This is a genomic window from Streptomyces speibonae (assembly GCF_984686075.1).
The window spans coordinates 3,826,768-3,840,871 of the sequence record NZ_OZ480260.1; the positions used below are offsets into that span (position 1 = coordinate 3,826,768).

Sequence of the window (14,104 nt, forward strand, 5' to 3'; positions counted from 1 at the left end):
GACGCGTTCCGCGCCAGGCCCCACACGGGCCGCCGACCAACGGTGAACCCGGGTGAACGGCCATAACCGCAGCTGTCACATCGACCACCACAGTTGGAAAGCGTGCGCCCCCGAGCAACCTCCTTGGGCCGCCGTGCACCGCTGCGCGGAGCAGTGCGCCTTCCACAGAGGACATGTGCCCGGCAATCCTGCACTGGTCCGCACGACGGTCGAGACCGGGGGGAGACGTGGCTCGTACGCAGTCCAGGTGTGGAGCGCTCACGGAGAAGGGCACTCGGTGCCGGCGGCTGGCGATGGTCGGTGCGTCGCGATGCAACCTGCACCGTGGCGAGTGGTCGTCGTACACCATCGAGAAGCGCAAGGAAGCCGAACGCAAGGCGAAGACACGCAAGCGGCGCAAGTGATCCCAGCCGGTGTGAGGTGACATCCATGGCTGACATCAACGACAGCGGACAGCGGCGGCGCCGTGCGGTCTGACACGGCCACGGCCGCCCCGCGCAGCACGGGTGGACGGGCGGTCAGATCGAACTCCTAACCTCGGGCTTTCGCGAGGTGGGGTGTCCGATGCTTGATCAAATAAGCGGAGAGTGCTCCTGACCTGCAACGATGGGACTTGTCTAGGGTCCTGTTAGCTGCACGGAAAGAAGCACTCTCCAGGTGAGTAAGCGTATCGGGTTGTACCCGCGTGTCCGCGTCGAGGGCGGCGGCCGTGGGGTGGTCTCGCAGGCCGGGGCGGTGCTTCTGGTCGAGACGGTCCGCAAGGCGGGTCTGGACACCGCGATATCGGCGGCGTTGGCGCCGTGGCGCAAGCCGCGGACGGTGCACGATCCGGGCAAGGTCCTGCTGGATGTCGCGCTCGGAGTCGCTCTGGGCGGGGACTGTCTCGCCGATGTTGCCGTGCTGCGGGCCGAGCCCGATGTGTTCGGCCCGGTGGCATCCGATCCCACTGTCTCCCGCCTCATCGACGCCCTCGCCGCAGCCGGACCGAAATCGCTCACCGCGATCCGGTCGGCTCGTGCCGAAGTACGCTCGCGGGTCTGGGAACTGGCCGGGGCGAACAGCCCCGCCGCCGACGGCTCGGTGATCGTGGACATCGACGGCGTGCTCGTCCTTGCCCACTCCGAGAAGCAGGACGCCACCGCGACCTGGAAGAAGACCTTCGGCCATCATCCGCTCGTCGCGTTCGTCGACCACGGCCAGGCCGGTTCCGGAGAGCCGGTGGCAGCCCTGCTGCGGCCTGGCAACGCCGGTTCCAACACCGCGAGCGATCACATCGCCACAGCCCAACTCGCGCTGGCCCAACTCCCCAGGCGCCTGCGGCGGGGCCACAGGACGCTGATCCGCACCGACTCCGCCGGCGGGACCCATGCCTTCCTCGACTGGCTCTCCCGCCGGGGCCGGTGGCTGTCGTATTCCGTCGGAATGACCATCACCGACGCCATCCACCAGGCCGTCCTGAAGATACCGAAGAAGGCATGGACTCCGGCCTACGATTCCGGCGGCACCGAGCGGCCCGGCGCCTGGGTCGCAGAGATCACCGACGTCCCCGACCTGAGCACGTGGCCCAAGGGCATGCGGCTGATCGTCCGCAAAGAACGACCGCACCCCGGCGCCCAGTTGCGATTCACCGACCTCGACGGACTACGACTCACCTGTTTCGCGACCAACACCCAGCGCGGCCAGCTTGCCGACCTGGAACTACGTCACCGCCGCCGGGCCCGCTGCGAGGACCGCATCCGAAACGCCCGCGACACCGGCCTGCGCAACCTGCCCCTGCACGACACCGCCCAGAACCGGATCTGGCTGGAGATCGTCCAGATTGCACTCGACCTCCTCGCCTGGATGCCGATGCTCGCCCTGACCGCGGAAACCCGCCTCTGGGAGCCCAAACGGCTTCGCCTGCGTCTGTTCTCCGCCGCCGCCCAGCTGGTCACCACCGGCCGCCGCAGCTGGCTCCGCTTCACCGCCCGATGGCCCTGGACGGACGTGATCACCCACGCAGTCCAGCGACTCGCAGCCCTGCCGAACCCCGACTGACCATCGAATCCGACCGTCCCGACGACTCACATCAACTCCCCGGAACCGTGGAACCCGGCGCCCACCCGACGCGGCACTCGGGCTGCCGGCCTGCCCGGCAGCAGCCACCGAAAGCAAAACGGTCCGCCGACTCCGTCGGCGGACCGTCAAGAAAGATCGAGGCTAAAGCGGGTGTCGCAGGTTCGAATCCTGCCGGGGCACAGCGAGAAGGACCGGCTCAGAAGAGGTTCCTCCCGAGCCAGCCCTTTGCTGTTTCAGGTGCCATACCACGCGTGCAACACCGACGGCAGTTATCGTTACGCCAGCTCGCGATCAACCTGGTGGAGATAACTGAACGGGTGCCCATTCCTCGTCCGGAACAGCGGACGGACCTCACGGGTAGCGATATTGAACCCTATGCTGCCCGCTATGCCTGCCACCCAGGCGAGATCTGGGACAACCAACGCACCTACAGCAGCCGTAGCCACTCCCACCGTGACTGAGATGGACCTCTGCACCCAGGCCATACGGCTGGCTTGGGCAGCTGCCTGGTAGTCTTCGCGCGCCTGTTTCAGCGCCACTCGCATGCGTTCCAGCACGTCGGCCGGGTGCTCCCATTCGCGGCGCAAATCGCTGAGCATGGTCTGAGTGGCACCCATCAAACGTTCCCGCTCGTCGGCATACCTGTCACGAAAGGCCAGCACCTCTGATGTGGTGGTGCCCGGTGCTGGCATGGGCAGCAGACGGCCAAGCTCAACTCGCCAGGCTGCTACACCGAAGCCAGGAGCCATCGGCCGAAGCGACGTCTCATGGGCGGATCGTTGATCGGTGTACGGCGTGTAGGCGCGAGTGTCAGTCGTAAAAGCCACTTCCTGCGCCAGTGTGCCGAGTAATAGAAGGCGTACCTCCCTAGACACGGCCAGGCCGGCGCCACGCCACCTCGCTGAGCTCTCAAGCCTACGCCCCAAACCTAAGCGGATGATCTCTTGCTCCAAAAAGTGGCCGAGCTTCGAGCGGAAGAGAAAGGCATCCATGACAGAAACCTGAGGACTAGGCGGCCCGGCAGCGAGATCACGAAGTTCCCGGGTCAAGACTTCAAGATGAAGCATGTCGTCGAGTGGCTGGCGGTATTCAGTACCGAGGACGATGGGATGGTAGAGCCCTCGTTCTCTGAGATCCTTCAGCTCATCCGAGACTGCATCCTCGTATACCTCTGGATCCATCGGCACCACGGACGCCATGTCGTCCCAGTACAACAACGCCTGATGCAGGACCTCCTGAGGCGGTCTTACCAAAGGGTAGTAGAGCAGCGTAGGCATCGGGTTCCCCTTCCAACAGGGTGATCCACCGTAGTGGACTCTCAGAGCCGTCACCACGAGACGTGATCTGTAGGACAGAACTGCGCGGTTGGCAGCCAGCAACACCCACCCGCCCTCATGTACGAGCCACCTTCAAGCTGCCGAGTACGACTAGCTGAACAACTTCCCTGAGAGCTGCAGTACAGCAGCGGAGTACATAACCACCCCGGCCGCAGCCAACCGCCAATGCGCACAGGTGGCCTCCGGTCGTGTCCCTTGACGTGGTGTAGGCGATCAGTCGTCGGTTGTGGTGGTGGTGTTCGGGAGCACGGGGGCGCTTTCGCCGGGCTCGGTGGGGTAGATCTGGTCCATGCTGCCTTCGGGTAGGTAACGGCGGGGGAAGGCGATCCACTCGTCGTGCATCTCGAAGAGCACGGCGGTCACCAGCCGCAGGAGGGCGTCGTCGTTGGGGAAGACCTGGACGACATCGACGCGGCGTTTGATCTCGCGGTTGATCCGCTCCAGCGGGTTCGTGGACTGAATCTTCTTCCAGTGCCGTTCCGGGAAGGCGGCGAAGGCGGTGAGGTCGTCCTTGGCGTCCAGGAGCATCTGTTTGACCTGGGGAAACTGAGCGCCCAGCATGTCGGCGACCGTGTCGAGCTGGTTGCGGACGGCGTCCTGGTCGGGCTGGGCGAAGATGGTGCGGATGGTTGCGGCGACCATTTCCGCGGCGTCCTTGGGTATCACGCCGAAGACATTGCGCAGGAAATGAACCCGGCAGCGCTGGTAGGCCGCGCCGATCATGACCTTGCGGATCGCCTTGACCAGGCCCGAGTGGTGATCGCCGAGCACGAGACGGACACCGCCCAGGCCGCGTTCACGCAAGGAGCGCAGGAACTGGGTCCAGAACACCTCGGTCTCGCTGTCGCCGACCATCACTCCCAGGACCTCGCGGCCGCCGTCCTCGGTGATGCCGGTGGCGATCACCACGGCCCGGGAGACGATCTGGTGCGCGACCCGTGCCTTGCAGTAGGTCGCATCGAGGTAGATGTAGGGGAAGCGGGTGTGGTCCAGGGGCCGGCCCCGGAACGCGGCCAGCTGGGTGTCCAGGTCCTGGCAGATCCGTGAGACCTCGCTCTTGGAGATCCCGCTGTCCGCTCCCAGTGCCTTGACCAGGTCGTCGACCGAGCGGGTGGACACCCCGTGGACGTACGCCTCCATGATGACGGCGAACAGGGCCTGGTCGATGCGGCGGCGACGCTCCAACAGACTGGGGAAGAAGCTGCCGGCGCGCAGCTTGGGTATGGCCAGGTCCAGGTCACCGGCCTGCGTGGTCAGCGTCTTGTCGCGGTGCCCGTTGCGCAGTGCAGTGCGTGTCTCGGTGTGCTCGTTCCACTCCGCGCCGATCCTCGACGTTGCCTCGGCCTCGATCAGCTCCTGCAGCATCCGCTCGGCCACGGACCGGACAAGTTCGAGTCCGTCCGCCGAACGCAGTGACTCCAGCAGCCGAAGTAAGTCATGCTGGGACAGGGCCATCATGCACCTCCTGGTTGAACTGGCCGTTCACCAGGGAGAGTTGCATGGTGGCCCGCCTGTCGGGCAGAGAGCGGAACCCCTGTCGGCACACGCCCCGGGGCGTACGCCCCAACGTTGATCGGCTACACCACGAAGCGGGACGCCATCTGGCCTCCCGACCAGCCCACCTACCCAGTAGTTCGGGACGAAAAGCTCCCGTGCCACAGTCGTGCCAGATGCAGGGGTCGGCTACGGTCAACAGCGGGGACGAGCGAGGGCATCCGTGCTCGCTAGCTCAACCCAAGAAGCCGCAGGTCACCGGCCAAGCGCCCCAGCCTCTCTCCTAAAGCGGGGGTCGCGCTTCGGCAAGGCCGACGTCGTCACGATCATCGGAACCGGCGCCGAGAGATTCGCCGCCGAGCCATCGAAGTCAGCCAGTTCCACGCACACCACCAGACGCGCGACTACAACAGCACCAAAGCGGCTGCATCCCGAAGTGGTCGCCCTCACTTGCCGCCCCTGTGTCCCCAACTGCTGTCAGTGCAGCCGTTCACAGAGGATGATGCGTCTCACAACAGCACCATCGCAGGGGGGATCATGAGTACCAACATCACGCCGCCGCCGATGCCGGCTCAGCCGCCGCAGCCCGGCAAGAAGAGCCACATCAACGCCTACATCATCGGCGGCGCGGCCATCATTGCCGCCGCCATCGTCGCCACAGGGATCGCCATCTCTGGCCGCAGCGACGACACAGCAAAGCCACAGCCCACCGTCACCGTGACGGAAACCGTCGAGCTCGGTGCCACAGTCGAAGAGGACACCGCAGCAGCAACCGACCAGAACGCAGACGCCAAGGTCGGCGACCAGGCCCGGAACGGCGGAGCCGTCGTCAAGGTCACCAAGGTGGCAGAGGCCGACACCATCGTGCTCGCCGGAGCCCGCAAATCCGCAGGCGCCGACGCCAAATACGTCGTACTCAAGACCGTCGTCAGCAACGAGGGAAAGGCCAGCATGGACCTGACGTGCTCGCTGCCCATCGTCAATGCGCTCATCGACGACCAGGGCCGACGCTTCGACACGATCGAAGATCTTTACGACGTCGCCGGCAACCCAGAATGCAACGCACAGTTGCAACCCGGCTTCGACGACGAGATGCAGTTCGTCTATCGCGTTCCAAAGGACGCGGTGGTAACAACATGGGAGTTCTCCGAGTACGACCTTGAGAACGAAGTGACACCCACCCTCGTCAACCTGACCTGACCAGCCACCATCGGGCCTCCACCCCTCAACCAGGAGTCGGGGGCCTGTCGTGCTGTCAGTCCTGCCAGTACAGGCGAGGCGAGCGTGGAGTAGGCGTCGATTGGGTGGCCTCCTGCACACTCATTCGTGTGAGCACCGGACCACAAGCGCACCAGATCGAGCGGGAACTGCGGGGAGTGGCGGTGAGAACGTCGTTGCCCATCCTGGAGACCCATGGCCGCCGGAGCTCACATCACCCGACCACAGGGGGAGGCGGTGTGCCTGCACTGTCACGCTCGGCACGACGCCGGAGCCGGTCTTCCCCCTGGGCCTCCGCGATGGCTTCCCACTCGTCCCGCTTGGCCTGCATGGACTCCCGCGCCTCCCGGAAGGCGCGGTTCGGTTCGGGTAGTGCCTCTTCCCGCTGCCACGCCCCTACGCACTCCACAGCATGGGCAATCACCCCGCGTAGCACTCCGACACGGGAGCGGCCGTGGAAGGCATACACCAGCCCACTCTCCCACTCTTCCAGCAGATTCATGGTCTCGTTGAGGCGGCGGCGCAGTTTCTTGTCCCGGATGACCCCGATGGCCAACCGGGCCGGCGCAATGAAATCTTGCAGCTTCTCATCCCACGCCTGTCGTGCCGCCGTGACGGCGGCAGCCGCCCCGGCGTCCATCCCCGGCTCCCATTCGCCTGGGACCTCCCGGACATGCTTCTGAAGATCACCAAAAGTCTCGGCCAATGTGGTTACGGCTTGGTCCTGCTTGGCCTGGAGGCGGGCCAAGCGGGCATCAGCCAGTGCCTTAGCCTGCGCCCGGTGTGTACCGAGGTATGACAATCCCGCACCCACCAGGGCGCCAACGAGTCCGGAGACGGGTGAAATCCAGTCCATGGCGGCCAGTCTGCTGGATGGTCTATTGCACTGGCCGCGTGTTTCCCACAAACGAGGAGAAGTACCGGGTGAGTGTCTAACTGCGTGACAACGCCAGCGAACGTCGGCGAACAACCGCGAACGCCTGCGGACCGTCAGCCCAGGTGAGCGCCGTACCAGCTCAAGGCAGCGCCCCCAGCCAAGTTACTTCGGGACGAAGAGGTCGTGGGTTCAAATCCCGCCACCCCGACACAGGTCAGAGGCCCATTTACGTAATCGTGAATGGGCCTCTGTCGTGCGTGCAGCAGCGGAGTACAGGAATCTCTGCGGCTCCCGACGGCCGTCCCTGGCCCGCTCCTACTGCTCGCGCTCGCCCTTCTTCGCCCCCTTCTGCTGGCCGCCGCCGCCCAGTGCCTTGCGGAGCGCCCCGCGGGACTGGATGGAGACGTCGCTTCCGCGACCAAGCCTGAGCTGGCGGCCCGCATGATCGGCCGGTTCCTGGACGCCGGCCGCCACGCGGGCTGGGTTACGGGCGACGAGGTCTACGGCGGCACCCCCACGCCGCGGACCGCGCTGGAAGACCGCGGGGTCGGCTGCGTGCTCGCCGTCGCCTGCTCTCGTCCAGTTTCTACGGTGCGGGGGAGCGGGCTCCGCGCCGTTGCCCTGACCGCTAGGGTACCCAAGCGGGCCTGGCAGAAGCTGCCGGCAGGGGGCGGCGCGAAGGGGCACCACTGCTGCGACTGTGCCGTCATCGACCTGGCTGAACCCCGGTCCGGCCACCACCAGTTGCTGACCCGCCGCAAGCGCACCGCTGGTGAACTCCCCCACTACCCGCCACGGCGCCGCTGGCCACGCTGGTGCGCATCGTCGGGTCGAGATGGCGAGTCGGGGAGACCTTCCACGTGTCGGAAAGGGCTTGGCCGGACTGGACAAGCACTAGGTCCGCCGCTTCACATCGTGGTCGCGCTGGGTCACCCTGGCCGTGCTCGCCCACGCCTTCCTCACGGTCGTCCGCGCCCGCCATCCCGCCCCGGACGGTGCACCGTGAATCTCACAGTTGTCCCAGACCAGCACGATCGGGCCGCCGAGCTGTTGGCGGGCGCTCTGGATCAGGTCGCGGTAGTCCTTCCAGGAGAAGCTCTTGCGCCCGTCGGGCCAGGCGTCCGGGCAGGGACAGTAGTCCAGTCGGGAGAGTTCGCCGCACTTGTAGCAGGCCGGGGCGGCCACCGGTAAGCGGCGGTCCTGGACGCGGATCACGGGGGTGTGGCCGCGGCGGGACCAGGTGCGGGTGGTCGGCGGCGTCATCGAGAATCCGGCCTCGTCCTCGAAGACGAGCCAGGCGTCGAGCGCCGCCACGGTCCTTCCACCTGGAGCCGGGTCTCCTTCACCCAGCCGGCCACCGCCGCCTCGTCCCGCTCGGTGCAGCTCCTTGTGGAAGCGGCACCCGATCAGCGTCTTGATCCGCGCCAGCGCCAGGGTCCAGGTCTGGTCCGGCCGGCCCGTGCGCCACCGGCCCCTTGGCCGGCTCCCGCTCGAGCACAGCGAACAGTTCGTCACTGAACAGCGGCAGTGATGCCGGGCCCCGGCCAGGGCCCGGGCCCGTTCCACGGCCAGGCCTTGCGCCGGCACTGAACCGATCGGACGCTGACCCGCAGGTCGTGCGCGATGACCGGGTTCTCGTCGCCCTGGGCGAACCGCTCGGCCCGGAGCCGCCGCACGGCGGCCTCCGCCGCCGCATCCAGCCTCGACTTCGCACGGAAGGCCCGCCGTTCATCGGTCAGCCCCCTTGCGCACACCTCATGCGGTCGGCATACCGCAGGGATCACGACGCGTCAGCCCTGGCGACACCACGCACTGAAGGTGAGTAACACATTAATGGCCGAGCAACAAAGGCCGGGCGGGGTTTATTCCCGGCGTGGGGGAGTTTTTGTCTCAGTGGTGACCAGCCTTGTTGATGGCGACACTTGACGACATTGCATCTCGGTACACAGTGTGTGAGTCCGAGTCTGCGCACGATGGGTGAAAGTCGTGGGCATTCATGAATTGTGTTCAAACAAGACAGGTTTGGAGAAGTGCGCAGATGGTTTCCCCCGACATACCCCTCCAGCTGAGCGCCCAGTTCTTGCACGAACCCAACGCACACCTCGAGCGGCTGGGCGTGAATGTGCCGGTCAGTCGGGCGGTTTACCCCGATGGCAGGGAGGGATGGCTCGTCACCGGGTACGCCGAAGCCAAGGCATTACTGGCGGACCCGCGGTTGCGCAACAGGCATCCCGCGCCGGATCAGGACGTGGACGAGAGCGACGGGCCGAAGCTTCCCGAGGCTCTATTGTCTCACCTGCTCACCATGGATCCGCCCCATCACACGCGGTTACGGAAGCTGGTGAACAAGGCCTTCACCACACGCACGGTGGCGGCGTTGGGGTCTCGTATCCGGAAGATCTCAGACGGGCTGCTGGACGCGATTCCGGTGCCGGGGGAGGTGGATCTGCTGACTGCGTTCGCTTCTCCGCTGCCGATCACCGTGATCTGTGAGTTGTTCGGGGTGCCCGCCGAGGATCGCGCCGATTTCCGTATGTGGTCTGTCTCGGTTACCTCCTCGTTCTCCGCGGACACCGAACGGCATGCCGCGGAACTGCTCGACTATCTGACCGGCCTCGTGGCGCGGAAGCGGGCACAGCCCACGCAGGACCCGCTGTCCGACCTGGTACACGTCTCCGACGGCGGCGACAGGCTGACCGAGGTCGAGCTGACCTCGATGGCCTGCCTGCTACTCGTGGCCGGGCACGAGACGACCGTCCATCTGATCGGGACCGGGGTGCGGGCCCTTCTGGAACGGCCCGACCAGTTCGAGGCTCTGCGGCGTGACCGGGCCTTGATTCCCGGCGCCGTGGAGGAGTTTCTCCGGGTTTCCAGTCCGGCGCACACGGCGACGCTGCGATACGTCGCCGAGCCGGTGCAGGTGGGGGAGGTCCGGATTCCGGCGGGCGACACCGTCCTGATCTCGTTGCTGGGCGCGAACCACGATCCGCGGCGGTTCGCTGATCCGCACCGGCTCGACGTCACCCGTCCGGCCAGTGGTCACCTGACGTTCGGGCACGGGGTCCACCACTGCCTGGGCGCACCTCTCGCCCGCCTCGAGGCCGAGGTGGCCTTCCGGGGACTGATCGAGCGGTTCGAAGTGATCGAAGCCGACGGGCCTTCACGGTGGCGGGACAGCACGATGATTCATGGACTCGAAGCGCTTCCTGTCCGTGTGAGGTGAGTCGCGCCCCGCAGAATGAGGCGTAACTCCTTGGAAAGGACGCTTTTATGACTGACCGGCCGCTGACGCTCATGGCCGTGCACGCCCACCCCGACGACGAGGCCACCGGGACCGGGGGGATTCTCGCGCGGTATGCGGCGGAGGGTGTGCGGACCGTTCTTGTGACCTGTACCGACGGCAGTTGCGGTGACGGGCCGGGGGGTGTCAAGCCGGGTGAGCCCGGGCATGATCCCGCGGCCGTCGCCGCGATGCGACGGGAAGAGCTCCGGGGGAGCTGCGAGATTCTGGGGGTCAGTGATCTGGAGATGATGGGCTACGCCGACTCCGGGATGGCGGGCTGGCCGAGCAACGACGCCCCCGGCTCCTTCTGGCGGACCCCCGTGGAGGAAGGCGCCGCCCGTCTCGCGGAACTGATGCGGCACTACCGGCCCGATGTGGTCGTCACCTACGACGCGAACGGCTTCTACGGTCACCCCGACCACATCCAGGCCCACCGCATCACCATGGCGGCGCTGGAGCTGGTCACGCTGACGCCGAAGGTGTACTGGACCACGGCGCCGCGTTCGGCGATGCAACGGATGGGCGAGGTCATCCGGGAGGTGTTCCCGGACATGCCGGAGCCGGACCCCGCCGAGGCGGCCGCGATGGCCGAGATCGGTCTGCCCGAGGAGGAGATCACCACGTGGGTGGACACCACCACGTACAGCGGCCGGAAGTTCGACGCCCTGGCCGCGCATGCCAGCCAGGGCGAGAACATCTTCTTCCTCAAGATGGGCAAGGAGCGGTTCGGTGAGCTGATGGGCGTGGAGACCTTCGTGCGGGTGCGGGACACCACCGGCGCGGAGCTGCCCGAGAACGATCTCTTCGCCGGACTGCGCTGACGCGCGCACCGGGTGGGCTCAGCCGGTGGGTCCGATGCGGAGGACGGCGGTAGTGTCCGTCGTTTTGACGACCTCCAGGCTCATCACGTCGTTGATGGTCGCGACCGTGCCCTTGTCGCAGCTCAGGCCGACTCCGCCGCCGCCCGCGGACGACACGCCCCCGCCGCCGGAGCAGCCGGAGACGCTGTAGCCCGAGCCGGTGAGCGGGGCCGTCATCTCGACGGTGCCGTCGCTGATCGCCTGCACCTCGATCGGGCCCAGGCCGTAGGTGTCCGGAACGCTCACCTTGTCCCCGACCTCGACCTCCACCTCGCACGTGCCGTCGGCGCAGGGGCCGGTCGGGCTCGGGGTGGGTGTGGAGGCCGCTGTGGAGGGCGCGGGCTCGGAGGTGGAGGTGGTGGGGGTGTCTGCGGCGGTGGAGTCGTCCGAGGAGTCCGAGGAACATGCTGTGAGGGCTGCCAGGAGCATGGCGGCGACCACTGCTGTCGTTGACGTTCGGCGCATCATGAGGCCATGGAACCCCCTCGCGGGCGGGACCCCTCCCCGGGCCGTCGCGCAAGGCCGGTCACCGGGACCGGCTGTCCGGTCAGCGGTCGGCTACGGGGCGGTTGCCGGCATGTTTCCCCTGTGTCGTAAGGTGCCTCGTTCATGGGCCCGGGAACACTCGCTTGAGGTAGGGGGACGGTTGTGGGCGGCGCTTCGCGCATGGGGTATACGCCGTTGCCGGACGGCGGGGTGCGGTACGACATGGCCACGCGGGAACGGCGGCGGCTGTCGGTCGTGGCCCATCTCGACGGGTCCCGGACGTTGCAGGTGTACGACACGGACGACGTCGGCGCCGACGCGCTGTCCCTGCGGCTGGCCGCCGACGAGGCGGCGGTCCTCATGGACGCCGTGATGCCCGCCCGGCACAGCCCCGGCCTGCTGGCGACGGCCGAGCTGGGTCTGGTCGCCGAGCGGATCGCGCTGCCGGAGGACTCGCAGTGGGACGGGCGGCCGCTGGGCGACACCCGGATGCGCACGGAGACGGGCGTGTCGGTCGTGGCCGTACTGCGCCTGGCCGAGGCCGTTCCGTCGCCGGGGCCGGACTACCTGCTGGCCGGCGGTGACACCCTCATCGTGATCGGCACGCGGGAGGGTGTCGGCGCCGCCGGCGAGATCCTCGGCCGGTAGCGGGCGTAGCGGGCCGGGCCCGCCCGGAGCCGGTCAGGCGCGTGCCGGTTCCGGCTGTTCCGTGGCGGCCGCCGGGGGCGCGGGCGGGCCGGGGCGGGTGAAGCGCCGGGCCAGCGGCTCGGTCCAGCGGGCGGTGAGCGGGCCGAGGACGACCAGGATCAGGACGTACGCCGTGGCCAGGGGGCCGATGCGCGGCTCTACGCCCACGGCGAGGCCGGCGATGACGATGGAGAACTCGCCGCGCGCGACGAGGGTGCCGCCCGCGCGCCACCGGCCCCCGCCCCGGATGCCCGCCCGGCGTGCGGCGTACCAGCCGGTGGCGATCTTCGTGAGCGCGGTGACCACGGCCAGGAGCAGCGCCGGCACCAGTACGGGCGGGATGTCCGACGGGTCGGTGGAGAGGCCGAAGAAGACGAAGAAGACGGCGGCGAACAGGTCCCGCAGGGGGGTGAGGAGGGTGCTCGCGCCCTCGGCGACCTCGCCGGACAGGGCGATGCCGACCAGGAAGGCGCCGACGGCGGCCGACACCTGGAGTTCCTGGGCGAGGCCGGCGACCAGGAGGGTCAGGCCGAGGACGACCAGCAGCAGCATCTCCGCGTTGTCGGAGGAGACCGCGCGGCTGATCAGCCGGCCGTGGCGCAGGGCGAGGTAGAGGACCGCGCCGACGGTGCCCAGGGAGATCAGCAGGGTGACGGAGCCGCCTGCCAGTCCGGCGCCGGCCAGCAGGGCGGTGAGGATCGGCAGGTAGACGGCCATGGCGAGGTCCTCGATGACCAGCACACCGAGCACCACGGGCGTTTCGCGGTTGCCGAGCCGGCTCAGGTCGCCGAGGACCTTGGCGATGACGCCGGAGGAGGAGATCCAGGTGACACCGGCGAGCGCGACGGCGGCCACCGGGCCCCAGCCCAGCAGCAGGGCCGCCAGGGCGCCGGGTATCGCGTTGAGGACGAAGTCGACCGCGCCGGAGGGGTACTGGGTCTTGAGGTTGGTGACCAGCTCCGAGGCGCTGTACTCCAGGCCCAGCAGGAGCAGCAGCAGGATGACGCCGATCTCCGCGCCGGTGGCGGTGAACTCCTCGCTCGCCTGCAACGGGATGATGCCGCCGTGGCCGAAGGCGAGTCCGGCCAGCAGGTAGAGGGGGATGGGGGAGAAGCCCACGCGTCCGGCGAGGCGGCCCAGCAGGCCCAGGGCCAGGATGATCGCGCCAAGTTCGATGAGCATGGCGGTGGTGTTGTGCACGTGCGGCGGTCCTCCGGTTCGGCGACGGCGGCGTCAGTGCCTTGGGTCGGCGGGGGCGGCCGCGCGGGGGCGGCCGCGGCAGGCGGGCGGGTTCTGGGCCGGCCGCGCGGTGGCGGCAGCGGGGCGGGCGGTTCTCGGCGGCGGCAGGGGACGGGCGGACGGTTCTCGGCGGCGGCAGCGGACGGGCGGACGGTTCTCGGCGGGCCGCTCGGCCGGGAGCGGGCCCGCGGCCGGTGCGGCAGGGCGAGGGGTGAAGGGATGGCGGGGTGGAGGGTGAAGAGCGCGGGGTCGGCGTCCGGGCGGGACGGGCGCGTAACGGCCGGGCGGCGGGTCCGCGGTCGGAGAGGGGACCCCGCGTCGGTGCCGGGCCGGGGGTCAGACGCCGGAGGGGGCGTAACCCCGTTCGGGAACGCTGTCACGTGCGGCGTTGTCGATGCGTACAGGCCGGTTCATGTCACGTCGACGCATGTCATGTTCCCCCCGTCGCGATCGAGAGCCATTCCCACGAGATGAGCATTCCGGTCGCCCAAGGGAGCGCCAAGGCTCGGTAAAGAAGTTTAGCGCACGACGAATTTCACATTCTTCGTATTCCATCGGCAATGCG

The 14,104-nt window shown here is 67.9% G+C and carries 12 protein-coding genes and 1 pseudogene; 7 read left to right on the plus strand and 6 right to left on the minus strand.

Features of this window, described 5'->3' with window-relative positions; all coding sequences use genetic code 11:
- Positions 1 to 227: 227 nt before the first annotated feature.
- Positions 228 to 404: an HGGxSTG domain-containing protein gene (locus tag AC5L3C_RS17155; protein ID WP_189885039.1), complete on the plus strand. Its 177-nt coding sequence runs from the start codon at positions 228 to 230 to the stop codon at positions 402 to 404.
- A gap of 253 nt (positions 405 to 657) precedes the next feature.
- Positions 658 to 2,037 carry an IS1380 family transposase gene (locus AC5L3C_RS17160; RefSeq protein WP_493649758.1) on the plus strand — a complete coding sequence of 460 codons (1,380 nt, stop codon included), beginning with the start codon at positions 658 to 660 and terminating at the stop codon, positions 2,035 to 2,037.
- 296 nt (positions 2,038 to 2,333) lie between these two features.
- Here AC5L3C_RS17160 and AC5L3C_RS17165 read toward each other — a convergent pair whose 3' ends face one another.
- Together AC5L3C_RS17165 and AC5L3C_RS17170 are read right to left on the minus strand one after the other, a co-directional pair.
- Positions 2,334 to 3,335, minus strand: a complete 1,002-nt coding sequence (locus AC5L3C_RS17165; protein WP_493649759.1) for a hypothetical protein — start codon at positions 3,333 to 3,335, stop codon at positions 2,334 to 2,336.
- 273 nt (positions 3,336 to 3,608) lie between these two features.
- Complete coding sequence (locus AC5L3C_RS17170) at positions 3,609 to 4,850, minus strand: IS256 family transposase (RefSeq protein ID WP_493653911.1); 1,242 nt, start codon at positions 4,848 to 4,850, stop codon at positions 3,609 to 3,611.
- Between the two features lie 576 nt (positions 4,851 to 5,426).
- Between AC5L3C_RS17170 and AC5L3C_RS17175 the strand changes: the two genes are divergently transcribed.
- Positions 5,427 to 6,089 (plus strand): hypothetical protein, encoded by a 663-nt coding sequence (locus tag AC5L3C_RS17175; protein ID WP_493649760.1) that lies wholly within the window; start codon positions 5,427 to 5,429, stop codon positions 6,087 to 6,089.
- A 232-nt stretch (positions 6,090 to 6,321) separates the two neighbouring features.
- Here AC5L3C_RS17175 and AC5L3C_RS17180 read toward each other — a convergent pair whose 3' ends face one another.
- Positions 6,322 to 6,963 carry a hypothetical protein gene (locus tag AC5L3C_RS17180; protein WP_493649761.1) on the minus strand — a complete coding sequence of 214 codons (642 nt, stop codon included), beginning with the start codon at positions 6,961 to 6,963 and terminating at the stop codon, positions 6,322 to 6,324.
- A gap of 402 nt (positions 6,964 to 7,365) precedes the next feature.
- Between AC5L3C_RS17180 and AC5L3C_RS17185 the strand changes: the two are divergent.
- Positions 7,366 to 7,978, plus strand: a pseudogene (locus AC5L3C_RS17185) (IS701 family transposase); the annotation flags it as partial.
- On the opposite strand, the gene AC5L3C_RS17190 reads toward AC5L3C_RS17185, so the two are convergent.
- Positions 7,879 to 8,298, minus strand: coding sequence for a transposase (locus tag AC5L3C_RS17190; RefSeq protein WP_493654203.1), 420 nt, complete (start codon positions 8,296 to 8,298; stop codon positions 7,879 to 7,881). The pseudogene AC5L3C_RS17185 and the gene AC5L3C_RS17190 sit on opposite strands and share 100 nt — an antisense overlap.
- Positions 8,299 to 9,022: 724 nt before the next feature.
- On the opposite strand from AC5L3C_RS17190, the gene AC5L3C_RS17195 reads away from it, so the two are divergent.
- Together AC5L3C_RS17195 and AC5L3C_RS17200 are read left to right on the plus strand one after the other, a co-directional pair.
- Entirely contained in the window at positions 9,023 to 10,207 is a 1,185-nt protein-coding gene (locus AC5L3C_RS17195; protein WP_493649762.1) for a cytochrome P450 family protein, read from the plus strand.
- A 47-nt stretch (positions 10,208 to 10,254) separates the two neighbouring features.
- A complete protein-coding gene (locus tag AC5L3C_RS17200; protein ID WP_493649763.1) occupies positions 10,255 to 11,088 on the plus strand; it encodes a PIG-L family deacetylase in 834 nt (277 codons plus the stop codon).
- Positions 11,089 to 11,106: 18 nt separating this feature from the next.
- Here AC5L3C_RS17200 and AC5L3C_RS17205 read toward each other — a convergent pair whose 3' ends face one another.
- Positions 11,107 to 11,373, minus strand: coding sequence for a hypothetical protein (locus AC5L3C_RS17205; RefSeq protein ID WP_493649764.1), 267 nt, complete (start codon positions 11,371 to 11,373; stop codon positions 11,107 to 11,109).
- Between the two features lie 420 nt (positions 11,374 to 11,793).
- On the opposite strand from AC5L3C_RS17205, the gene AC5L3C_RS17210 reads away from it, so the two are divergent.
- On the plus strand, positions 11,794 to 12,261 hold the full coding sequence (locus tag AC5L3C_RS17210) for a cation:proton antiporter regulatory subunit (RefSeq protein ID WP_493649765.1): 468 nt from the start codon (positions 11,794 to 11,796) through the stop codon (positions 12,259 to 12,261).
- 33 nt (positions 12,262 to 12,294) lie between these two features.
- Here AC5L3C_RS17210 and AC5L3C_RS17215 read toward each other — a convergent pair whose 3' ends face one another.
- Entirely contained in the window at positions 12,295 to 13,500 is a 1,206-nt protein-coding gene (locus AC5L3C_RS17215; protein ID WP_493649766.1) for a cation:proton antiporter, read from the minus strand.
- Between the last annotated feature and the right edge of the window lie 604 nt (positions 13,501 to 14,104).

Coding starts and splice junctions, on each gene's coding strand:
- AC5L3C_RS17165 (WP_493649759.1), bottom strand. CDS start 3,335: ATGCCTACGCTGCTCTACTACCCTTTGGTAAGACCGCCTCAGGAGGTC.
- AC5L3C_RS17170 (WP_493653911.1), bottom strand. CDS start 4,850: ATGGCCCTGTCCCAGCATGACTTACTTCGGCTGCTGGAGTCACTGCGT.
- AC5L3C_RS17175 (WP_493649760.1), top strand. CDS start 5,427: ATGAGTACCAACATCACGCCGCCGCCGATGCCGGCTCAGCCGCCGCAG.
- AC5L3C_RS17180 (WP_493649761.1), bottom strand. CDS start 6,963: ATGGACTGGATTTCACCCGTCTCCGGACTCGTTGGCGCCCTGGTGGGT.
- AC5L3C_RS17195 (WP_493649762.1), top strand. CDS start 9,023: ATGGTTTCCCCCGACATACCCCTCCAGCTGAGCGCCCAGTTCTTGCAC.
- AC5L3C_RS17200 (WP_493649763.1), top strand. CDS start 10,255: ATGACTGACCGGCCGCTGACGCTCATGGCCGTGCACGCCCACCCCGAC.
- AC5L3C_RS17210 (WP_493649765.1), top strand. CDS start 11,794: ATGGGGTATACGCCGTTGCCGGACGGCGGGGTGCGGTACGACATGGCC.